Annotated in this window: 10 protein-coding genes; 4 read left to right on the forward strand and 6 right to left on the reverse strand. The window is 61.8% G+C overall.

Features of this window, described 5'->3' with window-relative positions; translation table 11 throughout:
- The first annotated feature begins 10 nt into the window (after positions 1 to 10).
- The gene (locus AC6GQJ_RS05010) at positions 11 to 709 is read left to right on the forward strand and encodes a TspO-related membrane protein (RefSeq protein ID WP_500772373.1); all 699 of its coding nucleotides are present in this window, start codon (positions 11 to 13) and stop codon (positions 707 to 709) included.
- 30 nt (positions 710 to 739) lie between these two features.
- On the opposite strand, the gene der is transcribed toward AC6GQJ_RS05010, so the two are convergent.
- The 3 genes from der to AC6GQJ_RS05025 form a co-directional block, all read right to left on the reverse strand.
- Complete coding sequence (der, locus tag AC6GQJ_RS05015) at positions 740 to 2,200, reverse strand: ribosome biogenesis GTPase Der (RefSeq protein WP_500772375.1); 1,461 nt, start codon at positions 2,198 to 2,200, stop codon at positions 740 to 742.
- Positions 2,201 to 2,282: 82 nt separating this feature from the next.
- Positions 2,283 to 3,659 carry an outer membrane protein assembly factor BamB family protein gene (locus AC6GQJ_RS05020; protein WP_500772377.1) on the reverse strand — a complete coding sequence of 459 codons (1,377 nt, stop codon included), beginning with the start codon at positions 3,657 to 3,659 and terminating at the stop codon, positions 2,283 to 2,285.
- 13 nt (positions 3,660 to 3,672) lie between these two features.
- A complete protein-coding gene (locus AC6GQJ_RS05025; RefSeq protein ID WP_500772380.1) occupies positions 3,673 to 4,344 on the reverse strand; it encodes a hypothetical protein in 672 nt (223 codons plus the stop codon).
- 251 nt (positions 4,345 to 4,595) lie between these two features.
- Between AC6GQJ_RS05025 and AC6GQJ_RS05030 the strand changes: the two genes are divergently transcribed.
- Both AC6GQJ_RS05030 and AC6GQJ_RS05035 read left to right on the forward strand, forming a co-directional pair.
- Positions 4,596 to 5,891 carry an efflux RND transporter periplasmic adaptor subunit gene (locus AC6GQJ_RS05030; protein WP_500772382.1) on the forward strand — a complete coding sequence of 432 codons (1,296 nt, stop codon included), beginning with the start codon at positions 4,596 to 4,598 and terminating at the stop codon, positions 5,889 to 5,891.
- A complete protein-coding gene (locus tag AC6GQJ_RS05035) occupies positions 5,888 to 9,778 on the forward strand; it encodes an efflux RND transporter permease subunit (RefSeq protein WP_500772384.1) in 3,891 nt (1,296 codons plus the stop codon). Before AC6GQJ_RS05030 ends, AC6GQJ_RS05035 begins: the two co-directional genes overlap by 4 nt.
- Positions 9,779 to 9,885: 107 nt before the next feature.
- Here AC6GQJ_RS05035 and AC6GQJ_RS05040 read toward each other — a convergent pair whose 3' ends face one another.
- On the reverse strand, positions 9,886 to 11,370 hold the full coding sequence (locus tag AC6GQJ_RS05040) for an inorganic phosphate transporter (RefSeq protein WP_500772386.1): 1,485 nt from the start codon (positions 11,368 to 11,370) through the stop codon (positions 9,886 to 9,888).
- Between the two features lie 80 nt (positions 11,371 to 11,450).
- Entirely contained in the window at positions 11,451 to 11,837 is a 387-nt protein-coding gene (locus AC6GQJ_RS05045; RefSeq protein WP_500773813.1) for an NUDIX hydrolase, read from the reverse strand.
- Between the two features lie 320 nt (positions 11,838 to 12,157).
- Between AC6GQJ_RS05045 and AC6GQJ_RS05050 the strand changes: the two genes are divergently transcribed.
- Positions 12,158 to 12,511 carry a hypothetical protein gene (locus AC6GQJ_RS05050; protein ID WP_500772388.1) on the forward strand — a complete coding sequence of 118 codons (354 nt, stop codon included), beginning with the start codon at positions 12,158 to 12,160 and terminating at the stop codon, positions 12,509 to 12,511.
- Between the two features lie 61 nt (positions 12,512 to 12,572).
- Here AC6GQJ_RS05050 and AC6GQJ_RS05055 read toward each other — a convergent pair whose 3' ends face one another.
- Positions 12,573 to 14,447: an ABCB family ABC transporter ATP-binding protein/permease gene (locus AC6GQJ_RS05055; protein ID WP_500772390.1), complete on the reverse strand. Its 1,875-nt coding sequence runs from the start codon at positions 14,445 to 14,447 to the stop codon at positions 12,573 to 12,575.
- Positions 14,448 to 14,487 lie beyond the last annotated feature (40 nt).

Genomic DNA, 14,487 nt, shown 5'->3' on the forward strand with positions numbered 1-14,487 from the left:
CAGGAATACCATGCCTTATATCGTGCTTATCGCTGCGTTGGCCTTTGCGGCCTCTCCTCTTCTGGTTCCGGGTTTTGGCGGGTTCGAGCCTGACCGCTATCCGATCCCGCAGAATGATCCGGCGGTGCAGCCTGCGGGCTATGCCTTTGCGATCTGGGGGCTGATCTATCTGTGGCTGGTGGTGTCTGCCGTCTTTGGCGTGCTCAAGCGGCGCACCGATCCCGCGTGGGAGGCGATGCGCGCCCCTCTGGCCCTGTCCCTTGCGGTGGGGGCTGTGTGGCTGCCTGCGGCCAAGCTGGGGCCTGTGCTGGCCACTGTGCTGATCATCGTGATGCTGGTCCCTGCCCTGATGGCGCTGCTGCGCAGTCCGGCGCAGGATGCGCTCTGGGCGTCATGGCCCGTCGGGCTTTATGCGGGGTGGCTGAGTGCGGCGACCTGCGTGTCCATCGGTCTGCTGCTGGCAGGCTATGGCGTGTTGGGAGAAGACGCGACCGCCTATCTGATGATTGCCGTGGCGACTGTGCTTGCCGTGGTGGTGCAGATGCGCCTGATGCGCGCGCCCACTTACGGGGCCGCCGTGGTCTGGGCCTTTATCGGCATCTATGTGTCGGCCCCTGCAGGTGTTGCAACCGCCGCGCTGGTGGCGATCGCAGTTGTCGCTGCCGTCACGGTGTGGGCTGGCCTGCGCGGCTGGCGCGCCGCGCAGTAACCTTTGAAAAACCCTGACGGGCCGCGCAGCCTAGCCGCGCCGCCCATCTGTATGTTTGCGCAGTTTTGACGGCGCTGCCTTCTTGCGACCCTTATAGGGGTTCGCGTCGCTTTGACCGCGCATATAGATGCGGATCGGCGTGCCCGGCATGTCAAAGTCCAACCGTAACCCGTTGACCAAATAGCGGTTATAGCTTTCCGGCACTTTGTCGGGGTGGCTGCACATCACCACGAATCCGGGTGGGCGCGTCTTGACTTGGGTCATGTAGCGCAGCTTGATCCGCTTGCCCTGCGGTGCTGGCGGCGGGTGCGCCTCAAGCATGCCGGTCAGCCAGCGGTTCAGTTGCGCGGTGCTGACACGGCGGTTCCACACCTCATAGGCGCGCAGGATCGCGTCGTGCAGGCGGTCAATGCCCCGCCCCGTCTTGGCCGAAACGGTGATCAGCGGTGCGCCTTTCAACTGTGGCAACAGACGCTCGAAACTTTCCTTGAGGTCGCGCAACTTGGCCTGCTTATCCTCTTCCACGTCCCATTTGTTGATCGCGATGACCACGGCGCGGCCTTCACGCTCGGCCAGATCGGCGATGCGCAAATCCTGCTGTTCGAACGGAATGGCCGCATCCAGCAGCACGACGACGACTTCGGCAAATTTCACAGCGCGCAGACCGTCGCCCACGCTCAGCTTTTCCAGCTTTTCCTGCACCTTGGCCTTTTTGCGCATACCAGCGGTATCAAAGATACGCATCGGCGTGCCGTTCCAGTCGGTGCGCAGGGAAATGGCATCGCGGGTGATCCCCGCCTCGGGGCCGGTCAACAGACGTTCGTCCCCGATGATCTGGTTAATCAGGGTGGACTTGCCCGCATTGGGGCGCCCGACCACGGCGACCTGCATCGGCTTGGCATTGGTGGGCTGGCGGAAATCATCTTCTTCGCCTTCCTCATCCTCGGCCAGATCCACGTCAACTTCGGGCGCTTCGGCTTGAGCCTTTTCGGCGTAAAGGTCGGCCAAGGGCTGCAACTGCGTATACAGGTCGTTCAACCCTTCGCCATGCTCGGCGGACAGGCGGATCGGTTCGCCCAGACCCAGATTATAGGCCTCAAGCACGCCTGCATCCGCAGCAGCCCCTTCGCCCTTGTTCGCGGCCAGCAAAACATGGGCAGAGCGTTTGCGCAGAATTTCGGCAAAGATTTCGTCCGTCGGCGTCACACCGACACGGGCGTCGATCATGAACAGGCAGACATCGGCCATATCCACCGCCCGTTCGGTCAACCGCCGCATCCGCCCTTGCAGGCTTTCGTCCGTCGCTTCCTCAAGCCCCGCCGTGTCGATCACGGTAAAGCGCAGGTCGGCCAGACGCGCAGCACCTTCGCGCAAGTCGCGCGTCACACCCGGCTGGTCATCGACCAACGCAAGGCGTTTGCCCACAAGGCGGTTAAAAAGCGTCGACTTGCCCACATTCGGGCGGCCAACGATGGCGAGGGTCATGGTCATGTGTCAGGTCCGCAAGTCAGATCAGATCGCGCACATAGACCATATGCGCGCCCGCGGAAAGGACACAAAAGAAAATCGCACCTTAACGGTAGGCGATCAGTTGCCCTTTGCGCGACACCACATACAGCGTTTGCCCTGCCACCACAGGCGCGGTCGAGGCCCCGCCAGCGATTTCTGTGGTCGCGACCAGCGCGCCGGATGCGGGATCAAAACTGCGCAGAACGCCGTCGGACGACGCCACGATGATCCGCCCACCGGCAAGAATCGGGCCGTGATGTGCAAAGATCTCGGATTGGCGGTTCGGCTTGGTCTTGACGTAGTTGGGCAGTTTGGTGCCCCAGATCCGCGTGCCGTCATTCGCATCAAGTCGCAGCAACTCGTTCCGGTCGCTGACGAGGAACACACTGCCCGCCACGGGCAGGACGGTATCGACCGCGCCTTCGTTGGCTGTCCAGATGCGCCCGCCACTACCGGCAGAGACCGCGACGGTCCGCCCAGACTGGTTGCCCGCATAGATCACGCCATTGGCGGCAATCGGGCGGCCCGTCACATCGTCGAATTTCGACAGAGCGCGGCCTTTGCGTTCACCCAGAACCGAGGCATCCCAGCGGCGCAAGCCACCCTGACGGAACACCGCCTGCATTTCACCCGAGCCGAAAGAGAACACGGTCAACCCGTCCACCACGATGGGCGCAGGGGCGCCCAACACGTTGGTGGGGCTTTCCGATCCGGTGACCTGCCATTCGATACGGCCGTTGGATTTGTCCAGCGCCCAGCCCGTGTCGTCCCCTGCCATCACATAGACAAGGTTGCCGAACACGGTCGGACGGCCTGATCCGGTCCCTTCAAGGTCTTGCACCCAGATGGTGCGCCCCGTGGACGCCTCAAGCGCTGTCAGCGCGCCGAAGCCGCTGGAGATATAAAGTACGTCGCCATCCACGGCGAGACCGCCGCCGGTGGCATCGCCCTCTTCCGCGCCGTCGGGCAGGATGTCGCGCTGCCACAGAACCGCACCCGAGGTGGAAACAGCCGTGACGGTGGTTTGTGCATCAAGCGTAAAGATACGCCCACCGGACACGACAGGGTCGGCCACGATGCGGTGCTTGCGGCTGTCGCCCTCGCCGATGTTAACGGAAAAGACGGGGGTGAGGCTGGCGTTCAGACGCGGATGGTCTGTGCGGAAATCCTGCGTACCAAAGCTTTGTGCGGCATTGGCGTTGGCGACTTGCGCGGGCAGTTGGATGGCGCGGGCCGCTTGGGTGACGGCGTCAGCCTCTTCGGCACCGGCGCTGCTGGACAGGACCGAGTCGATGGGTTCACGCTTGCCTGGCAGGATGACTTCGCGCTCGGCGCAGCCCATCAACATCGCCATCGACACGGCGCACAGACCCAGTACCGCCTGTGCTGGCCGCACGCGCAGACCTTTCGCCCCGATGGGCTGAATGCTGCTGTCTTTCATGCTTGTGCCCCCGTTATTCATTGGCCGCCTCGGAGGCCCGAGGCGTGCCGCCCAAAGCTACCATTGCCTGTAGGGCACGGCGTTGCAAGCCTGTGGTCACCTCGGCATCGTCCAGAATGGACTGGAACCGTTCGAGGGCGCTCTCGGTGTTGCCGTCCTCGATGTCCAGAAGGGCCAGTTGTTCCTCGGCCAACAGTCGCAAACGCACGCCTGGAACGGCCAGTGCCTCGAACCCTGCGCGGCGCTGTGCATTGTCAAGCGTGTCGGTTTGCAGCATCAGCGCCTTGAAGGACGCCACCTGACGGTAAATCAGCGGCACGTCCATATTGTTGGAAATCTCGGTCAGCGTCGCGGCGGCTTGCGCATCTTCACCCGCTTCTGCCTGCGCACCGGCAGTCAGAAAGCCGAGGACAGCCGCCCCTTGGGGTGTTTCGGCATTGACCTCTTGCAACGCGGCCACCCGTGCGGGCTGTTCATTCTCGGCCAGTGCGGCGATCATCGCGTCGCCCAGTTCCTGCGCCTTGGCGGTTTCCTTGGCGCGCTGGAATTCGTTGATCCCTGCCGCTGCGACGACGCCCACAACAACCAGCGCGGCAATCCAGCCATAACGCTTGAGATAGCCGTAAAGCCGGTCGCGGCGCACCTCGTCGGTGACCTCATCAATAAAGCTGTCGGTGTCGCTCACGCCCCGCGCTCCTGTCTGGTTTGGTGCTGCACATTGACTGCCGTGCTGCCCTTGTTTTCGGACCTTCCTTAGCCTGCCCAAGCGCCCAAGCCAAGGGCATCAACACCCGACCGTATGCGTGACTTTTACGCAAAAGTGTGGTTATCGGTCAAAAAAAGTAATCTGAACTGGTTAGTTCAGCCGTATCACAGCATATAAAAGGGCGAGTCGCACCACCGCTGCGACCCGCTATTTGATCAAGGAAATAATACATGCGATTTCTGTCTTTCATCCTCGCCGTTCTGGTCGCGGTTGCACTCTACCTGTGGGTGATCGAACGCGAGGCGACACTGGCCTTTATCGCCGGACAGACCGGAACCGCGAGTGGCGAGGCCGCAGCCGAACAGGACGCGCCCGAAGCCGCCGTCGAAGAGGACACGCCCAACGAGGCGCTGATCAAGGTCGTGGCGCGCAAATCCACCGCCCGCGAGATCGACAGCGCCGTCATCCTGCGCGGCCAGACCGAAGCCATGCGTGAGGTAGATGTGCGGGCCGAGACATCCTCCACCGTGGTATCCCCGCCCCTGCGCAAAGGTGCGTTCATCGAAGAAGGCCAGTTGCTGTGCGAACTGTCGGTCGGAACACGCGAGTCGGCCCTGACCGATGCCCGCGCCGGACTGGCGGGGGCGAAGGCCAGCAAGCTCGAAGCAGAAAGCCGCGTGCCCGAAGCACAATCCCGCGTGGTCGAGGCGCAGGCGCGCATCGACGAGGCGATGGTCAACCAGAACGCCGCCCGCCGCCTGAGCGAGGGCGGGTTCGCCGCAGAAACCCGCGTGAAAGGCGCCGATGCCTCGGTCGCGTCGGCCCAAGCGGCACTGGAAGCGGCCAAGGCGGCCGTCTCGGCGGCGACCTCGGGCCTGCAATCAGCCGATGCGCGGATCGAAAGCGCAGCGGCCGCCATTGCGACGGCAGAAAAGGAACTGGAACGTCTGGAAATCCGCGCGCCCTTTGCGGGGTTGCTGGAAAGCGACACCGCCGAACTGGGCAGCCTGCTGCAACCTGGTGGGTTGTGCGCCACGGTGATCCAGCTTGATCCGGTGAAACTGGTGGCCTTCGTGCCCGAAACCGAGGTCAGCCGCGTCAGCCTTGGCGCGCAAGCCCGCGCGCGCCTTGCCGCTGGCGGGGATGACATCGGCGGCGCGGTCACCTTTATAAGCCGCTCGTCCGACCCGGAAACCCGCACCTTCCGCGTGGAAATCGAAGTACCCAACGGCGATCTGGCAATCCGCGACGGTCAGACGGCTGAAATCGCAATCTCTTCGGCTGGGACCAAGGCGCATTTGCTGCCCTCCTCCGCTTTGACACTGAACGCGGACGGGCAGTTGGGGCTGCGCACGCTGGATGACGACAACACCGTCACCTTCGCGCCTGTCACCGTGCTGCGCGACACGGTCGAAGGCATCTGGCTGACCGGCCTGCCCGAAGTGATCGACGTCATCGTGGTCGGACAGGAGTTCGTCACCGCAGGGGTCAAGGTTGCGCCCACCTTTCAGGAGCATACCCAATGAACGGTCTGATCGACTGGGCCGCCGCCCGTGCGCGGATGGTCGTTGCGTTCATCGTGCTGTCCCTTCTGGCGGGCGGCTATGCCTATGTCAGCCTGCCCAAAGAGGGCGAGCCTGATATCGAAATCCCGACGCTTGTGATCTCGGTTCCTTTTGCGGGCATCTCGGCCAGCGACAGTGAAACGCTGCTGGTCAAGCCGATGGAAACCGAACTGGCCGATCTCGACGGGCTGAACCGGATGACCTCTACCGCGGCCGAAGGCTATGCCAACGTGGTGCTGGAATTCGAATTCGGTTGGGACAAAACCCAAGTTATGGCCGATGTGCGCGACTCCATGGACAGCGCCGAGGCCGAGTTTCCCGACGGGTACGAACAGTACACGCTGGACGAATTCAACTTTTCCGAATTTCCAATCATCATCGTGAACCTGTCCGGCCCCGTGCCGGAACGCACGATCACCCGCGTGGCCAAGGATTTGCAGGACGATATCGAAGCCCTTGATGCCGTGCTTGAGGCCAGCATCGTGGGCAGTCGCGACGAGATGGTCGAGGTCATCATCGACCCCCTGCGCCTTGAGGCCTACAACGTCACCGCAGGTGAGTTGATCAACGTGGTGCGCAACAACAACCAATTGATCGCCGCCGGAGAGATCGAGAATGCCAATGGCGCGTTCGCGGTCAAAATCCCGTCCTCCTTTGACGAGGTGGGCGATATCTATGGCCTGCCGGTCAAGACCAATGGTGACCGCGTGGTGACATTGGGCGATCTGGCGCAGATCAACCTGACCTTTGAAGACCGCACATCGACCGCCCGTTTCAACGGCAACGACACGGTCGCGTTGCAGGTGGTCAAGCGCAAGGGCTTTAACCTGATCGACACGGCGACGGCTGTGAAACAACTGGTCGCGGACAAGACTGCGGAATGGCCCGAAGGGCTGATCGCGGCGGTCGAGGTCGGCACCTCCAATGACCAAAGCCGCGAGGTCGCGTCCATGGTGGCGCAGTTGCAGGGCTCGGTCCTGACCGCCATCGCGCTGGTGATGATCGTGTCGCTGGCCGCTCTTGGCTTGCGCGCGTCGCTGCTGGTGGGTTTTGCGATTCCGACCTCGTTCCTGCTGTGTTTCGTGCTGCTGGCGATCATGGGGATTTCGATCTCGAACATCGTAATGTTCGGGCTGATCCTGTCCGTGGGGATGCTGGTCGACGGGGCCATCGTGGTGGTCGAATATGCCGACAAGCGCCAGCAAGAGGGCGCAGGCCCGATGCAGTCCTATGTGGATGCGGCCAAGCGGATGTTCTGGCCAGTCGTGTCCTCGACCGCGACAACGCTTTGCGCCTTCCTGCCCATGCTGTTCTGGCCCGGTGTCCCGGGTGAGTTCATGGGCATGCTGCCTGTGACGCTGATCTTTGTTCTGTCGGCCTCGCTGATTGTGGCGCTGATCTATCTGCCGGTCATGGGCGGCGTTCTTGCGCGGATCATCAATTGGGTGTCCTCCCAAAGCAAAGCAGTGGCGCGCCTGCCGCTGCTTGCGCATATCCTGTTGTTCCCCTTGGCGGGCCTGCTGCTGGCAGGGCTTGGGGTGATACCGGTCCTGCAAGGGCTGGCGGGGGCCAAGCTGGCCGGTATGGATCAGACCGAAATCTGGTCCTCGGTCCTGCCTGCCCTGCTGGACGTATTCTTTTACGCGCTTGGCATGGCGCTGGCCGTGGGCCTTGCCCTAAGCGCTGTGATCTTGGTGATCGTTTCCATCGGGGCGCTGTTCGTGCGCCTTGGCTGGGCGGGCAAATGGGCGGGGCGCAAGGTCTTTGGCGCGCGCAATCGCCGTGTGCGGTCAGGCTATCAACGGTCTGCCTTTGGCTATGTGATCCAGTTTATCGTCGGTAACGCGATCATGCCGCTGGTTATGCTGGGCGTCGTTTTTGTCTTTGTCGGCACCACGCTGGTCTACTTTATCAACAACAATAACGGCGTTGATTTCTTTGTCGAAACCGAACCGGAACAGGCGATCGTCTATGTGCTGGCGCGGGGCAACCTGTCGCTTGAAGAAAAGGATGACCTGCTGCGTCAGGCCGAGGCGGTGGTGAACAACCACCGTGGCATCCGCAGCGCCTTTGCTTTTGCCGGTACCGGCGGGCTGAACGCGAACACGGGCGGCGCACGTGCGCCCAAGGACGCCATTGGCCAGATCCAGCTTGAGACCATTCCGTGGGAGGAACGCCCCGAAGCGTCCGAGGCGTGGTTCACCCTGCCCTTCGTGAACTACACGGTCCAGCGAGAGGTGAAGGCGTCGGAATTTGACGGCGACACGATCATGCAGGAACTGACGGACCAGCTGAACGACATCCCCGGCATCAAGACCGAAGTGCTGAACCTTGCCCAAGGGCCAGCCAGCGCCAAGCCGGTGCATCTGCGCATCAAGGGCGATGATTGGGACGACCTGATGGCCGCCACGGGCACCGCCCGCGCCCGGTTCGAACAGACACCGGGGTTGATCAAGCTCGAAGACACCCGCCCCCTGCCCGGTATCGACTGGCAAATTGACGTCGATGTGGAAAAGGCCGGACGCTATGGCGCCGATGTGGCGACAGTAGGCGCAATGGTGCAACTGGTCACACGTGGCCTTCTGCTGGACACGATGCGGGTGGACACCTCGGATGAAGAGGTCGAAATCCGCGTGCGCCTGCCCGAAAAAGACCGCGTGCTGTCGACGCTTGATACGCTCAAGGTCCGCACCGGCGACGGGCTGGTGCCGCTGGCGAACTTCATCACCCGTACGCCTGTGGCGGAACTGGCGCAGATCAACCGCGTCGCGCAGACCCGCTATTTCGACGTGAAGGCCGACGTTATGGACGGGCTGCAAAAGCTGGTGCGCTTTGACACTGTGGACGGCGCGCAGGTGCAGACCATCGTGGCCACCCTGCGCCCTGCGCCACGGGGCGAGGTGCGCACCGATGACGGCACCACCTATACGGTCCTGTCCTTGGACGACACAGGGAGCGGCGTCGACCTTCAGGATGCACTGGATGCAGGCGATTTGCGCATGGTGCCGGTGAACCCGAACGAGCGTATTGCCGAGCTGACCAAATGGCTCGACACCGACCCATTCGCGACGGGCATCGAAACCGAATGGACCGGCGATCAGGAAGATCAGGCCGAATCCGGTGCCTTCCTGATGAAAGCCTTTGCCGGTGCTTTGGGACTGATGTTCATCATCCTGCTGGCGCAGTTCAACAGCGTTTACAACTCGCTGCTGGTGCTGGGTGCGGTGGTTCTGTCGACCACAGGCGTGCTGATCGGGATGGTGGTTATGGAACAGTCGTTCTCGATCATCATGACGGGCACGGGCATCGTCGCCTTGGCGGGGATCGTGGTGAACAACAACATCGTTCTGATCGACACCTATCAGGAATACGAACGCTATATGCCGCGGATCGAGGCGATTATCCGCACCGCGCAGGACCGTATCCGCCCCGTGTTGCTGACCACCATCACGACGATGGCGGGGCTTGCGCCGATGATGTTCGGCCTCAGCCTTGATTTCGGTGGCGGCGGCTATTCCGTGGACAGCCCCACCGCGCTTTGGTGGAAACAACTGGCCACGGCGGTTGTCTTTGGCCTTGGCATTGCGACCGTGCTGACCCTGATGGTGACGCCCTCGCTGCTCGCCATGCGGGTCTGGGTTGTGACCTATGCGATGTGGCTGAGCCAACTGCTTGCCAAGCTGTCGCTGGGCCGTGCAAGCAAGGCCGCCCGCGACTGGTCCCTGTCCCGCGCCACTGGCAAGATGCGGACAAGCGAATTGGTCTGGGACTTTGACGACGAACAGGCGCACGGCGCGCCCCGTGCCGGTGCCCCTTTTGACGGGGCGGCGTTGAAGGCGGCAGAGTAAGCGTTAGCCTAACTAGAAACGACAAAGCGGCGCAGGTGACTGCGCCGCTTTTCTTTTGTCCGCTATCTGCGGCCCTGCCCCCGTCGTGGGGCGGGACAAGTGCCGGTTTACGACACGACCGCGTTGATCAGGAAGAAGATCGTCCCCGACAACAGCGCAGCGGCGGGCACGGTAACAATCCATGCCGCGATGATCGTCATGAAGTGCGACCGGCGCACCAGCTTGCGGCGGCGGCGTTCCTCGGGGGCGTATTGCGGTCGGTCGGGCATGGACAGGCGTGCCTTGCGGATTCGACGCTCTGCGTCCCATTCGCGGAAGAAACCGACGCCAAAGACCGCACCCACCGCGATATGGGTCGAGGACACAGGCAGGCCCAGCCAGCTAGCCACGATCACCGTGATCGCCGCCGACAGCGCCACGCAATAGGCGCGCATGGGGTTCAGCTTGGTAATCTGGCTGCCGACCATGCGGATCAGCTTCGGACCGAACAGGAACAGGCCAAACGAGATGCCGAAGGCCCCGATGATCATCACCCAGAACGGGATGTTGAACGACGCGGTGAAGTCACCCGATTGCGACACATCCACAATCGCGGCCAGCGGACCCACAGCGTTGGCCACGTCATTGGCCCCGTGCGCAAAGCTGAGCAAGGCGGCAGACACAACTAGCGGAATGCCGAACAAAACCTTGAGAGACTTGTTCCGGTTTTCCAGCCCGACCGACTGTTTGCGGATCACAGGGATCATGATCAGCCAAACAGCAACGGCGATGATCAGGCCGATCAGCAAGGCGGTGGGCATGTCGATCTTGATGATCTTCTTGAGGCCCTTAAGCGCGAGATACGCCCCGAAAGCCCCCGCCATGATCCCGACAAGGATCGGCACCCATGTGCGGGCGGCGGCGATCTTGTCATCCTGATAGATGATGCGCGATTTGATGATGAACAGGAAAAACGCCGCAATCGCGCCGCCCAGAACGGGCGAGATCACCCAAGACGCGGCGATACCCGACATCGTGCCCCATGAAACGGCCGAGAACCCAGCGGCGGCAATGCCTGCGCCCATCACACCGCCCACAACCGAATGGGTGGTGGATACCGGCGCGCCAACCCATGTGGCGATGTTGACCCACAGGGCCGCCGACAACAGTGCCGACATCATCGCCCAGACAAACACCTCGGCTGTGCCCATGCGTTCGGGTTCGATGATGCCTTTGGCAATTGTCGACACCACGTCGCCCCCCGCGATCAGGGCACCGGCACTTTCGAACACGACGGCAATCGCAATGGCACCGCCCATGGACAGCGCATTGGCCCCGACGGCTGGTCCCATATTGTTGGCCACATCGTTCGCACCGATGTTCAGCGCCATATAGGCACCCAGACAGGCGGCGATCACCACGATGTAGGAATTGCTGGCCTGCCCAAAGAACAGCATCGCAGCAAGCCCCGCCAGAACCACAAAGATCAGCGACACACCAACCGCGCTCAGCGGGCGGCTGACACTGCTGGTCGCAGCCTCTAGGTTGGAAAAGCGCGCAAGGTCGCGGTCCAGAGTTTCAAGGTGGCGCGGGTCGCTCTTCTCGTCGGTCATACTGATCCTCTCCGTTTGACGGCATGGCATAACCGCTTCTTATGCGGCACGGCAAGGGCCGTGCACATCAAAGGGATGGGTCATTGACCGCGGAAGATCGCCTTCAACTCCGGTTCCTGCACCATTTCAGCAGCATCCGCAGCGCGCACCCACTTGCGCGTGCGTTCGTCAACTTCGGGAAATTCATCGACCAATTCCTTGACCGGAACGGAATAAACGAGGGTTTCAACGGGGATTTTCAGCCCGTTATCACGGCGCTTTTCGTAGGTGTACGTGCCGACGGGCTGGTGCGACGCCTTGCTGTTGGCCACGCCCGCTTCTTCCCACGCTTCGCGCAGCGCGGTCTCATGCGAGGACAGGCCGCGAATGGGCCAACCTTTGGGAATGATCCAGCGGCCCGTATCGCGGCTGGTGACCAACAGGAATTCCTTGTCCTCACCCTTGCCGCGATAGCACAGCGCCGCCATTTGCAGCCGCTTGGGCCGTCGGAAAAACAGCGCGAGAAACGCGCCCAGATTTGAAATGTAGTGGCGTAGCATATTGAAACCGCTCAACAGTTTTTTCTTTTTGTTAGATGCAACATAACGCAGCACCTGCGGAATTACAATTCAGGCCGGAAATGTGCCGCCAAACGGGCCGAGTTCCGACTGAAGTTTGCACAAAAAACGGGATGATTTGCCTGCCCGCATCCGGTACGTGCGCGCAAAAAATTTTCGAAATGTTCGACGGATATTCATCTTTGCCGCGTTCAATGAAGGAACCGCGCAGATGAAGGACAAGGCGATCAATGTTTTCCCAGATCAAGAGATTTGCAAAACCGCTGACGACGCCCTTTTATCTGGTCACGTCGCTGACGGGTCTGGCCCTGATCGTTCAGGGTGACGGGCATACGAGTCTGGGCATATTGTTGATCGCACCCCTTGCCCTGCACCTATGGAGGACGCGGCGGGCACTGGTAATCGCCCTTGGTATCGTCGCAACGCTGACAGTGCCGGTTTGGCTATCCGATCCCGAGACCGGCCAATCGCAATTGGCCTTTGCCGCGCACTTGTTTCAGAACGATACGCCGCCCGCACCGCGCGTGTTAGGCGTTCCGCCGCAGGTGGTTGTCACGCCACTGGAAAGCACCGTCGATATGTGACCGGCCCGTCTGGGCCAGTTACGAAGAAGCGCGCCAGTTCTGACGCGCCTCTTTAACCTTCTCAGATATCCTCGTCCGCCTGCTGACGCTGCCACAGCTGGGCATAGCGCCCGTTTGCGGCCAGAAGCGCGTCGTGGGTTCCCGTCTCAACCACCTCGCCTGCCTCCAGCACCACAATGCGATCCGCCTCGGCCACGGTGCTAAGACGGTGCGCGATAGTCAGCACGGTGCGCCCTTCTCCGGCAGCGTTCAGCGCCTCCTTAATCTCCTGCTCCGTCTCGGTGTCGAGCGCACTTGTCGCCTCGTCCAGTAGCAGGATCGGCGGGTTCTTCAGCAAGGTGCGGGCGATGCCCACGCGCTGCTTTTCCCCGCCCGAGAGTTTCAGGCCACGTTCGCCCACTGTCGTGTCATAGCCGTCAGGCAATTGCGCAATGAAGTCGTGGATTTGCGCGGCCTTGGCGGCGGCGATAATCTCGGCTTCGGTCGCGTTATCGCGGCCATAGGCGATGTTGTAGCCGATGGTGTCGTTGAACAGCACCGTGTCTTGCGGCACGACCCCGATGGCAGCGTGCAGGCTTTGCTGCGTCACATCGCGCACATCCTGCCCGTCGATGCGCAAGGCCCCTGCCCCCACATCGTAAAAGCGGAACAAAAGCCGCCCGATGGTCGATTTCCCCGATCCGGTCGATCCGACAATCGCCACCTGCTGTCCAGGTTCGGCGGTAATGCTAACCCCTTTGAGGATCGCGCGCGCCGGATCATAGCCGAAAAAGACATTCTCAAGCTCGACCCGCCCGCCTGTCACCTCCAGCGGTTTGGCGTCGGGCGCATCGCTTACCTCGGCGGGCTGTTCGAGCAGGTCGAACATCTCGCCCATGTCCACCAGCGCCTGCCGGATTTCGCGGTACACCGTACCAAGGAAGTTCAGCGGCATGGTGATCTGGATCATGTAGGCGTTAACCATCACGAAATCGCCCACGGTCAGCGATCCGTTCTGCACACCGATGGCCGCCATGATCATCACGCCCACAAGGCCGCCGGTGATGATGACCGACTGGCCGAAGTTCAGAAAGGCCAGCGAATAGCTGGTCTTGAGCGCCGCCGCCTCGTAGCCCGCCATGGCGTTGTCATAGCGCGCGGCCTCGCGCCCTTCGGCACCAAAATATTTGACGGTTTCATAGTTCAGAAGGCTGTCGATCGCCTTTTGGTTGGCGTCTGTATCCTGATCATTCATCACGCGGCGCAGTTTCACGCGCCATTCGGTGACCGCAAAAGTGAACCACACATAAAGCGCGATCGTCACCGCAACCACCAGCATGTACCACGCATCGAACAGGATGGTCAGGACGATCCCGATCAGCACCAGTTCCAGCACAAGCGGCCCGATAGAGAACAGCAAGAAGCGCAGCAGAAACTCCACCCCTTTCACGCCCCGTTCGATGATCCGGCTCAGCCCGCCGGTCTTGCGGGTGATGTGATAGCGCATGGAAAGGCGGTGGATATGTTCAAAGGTTTCCAACGCTAGCATCCGCAGGGCACGCTGTGCCACACGGGCAAAGATCGCGTCGCGCAACTGTTGGAAGCCGACATTCATCAGCCGCGCCATGCCATAGGCAATCGTCAGTCCCACCGCGCCAAGCGCCAGCACCGACACGCCTTCGCCCGCCAGCGTATCGACCGCATCGCGGTAAATGATCGGCGTATAGACAGACACGAGCTTGGACAGGATGAGCGCCGCCATGGCCCAGATCACCCGCTTTTTTACCCATGGCATATCGTCGGGCCACAGAAAGGGCGCGACCTTGCGAATGGTGCGCATCCCCGAAATCCGCTCGGCATCTTGCGTGCGTTCAGGCTGGGGCGGTTTTTGCGCGGGATCGGGACGGGACGCAGCGGGGCCAGAGGGGTCAGCGGGGGTCGTGGTATCAGCGGGCATAGCAACAGCGTCCTTTGGGGCAGGCTTTGCTATCTAGTTC

It is taken from the genome of Tateyamaria sp. 7Alg 36, assembly GCF_059882455.1.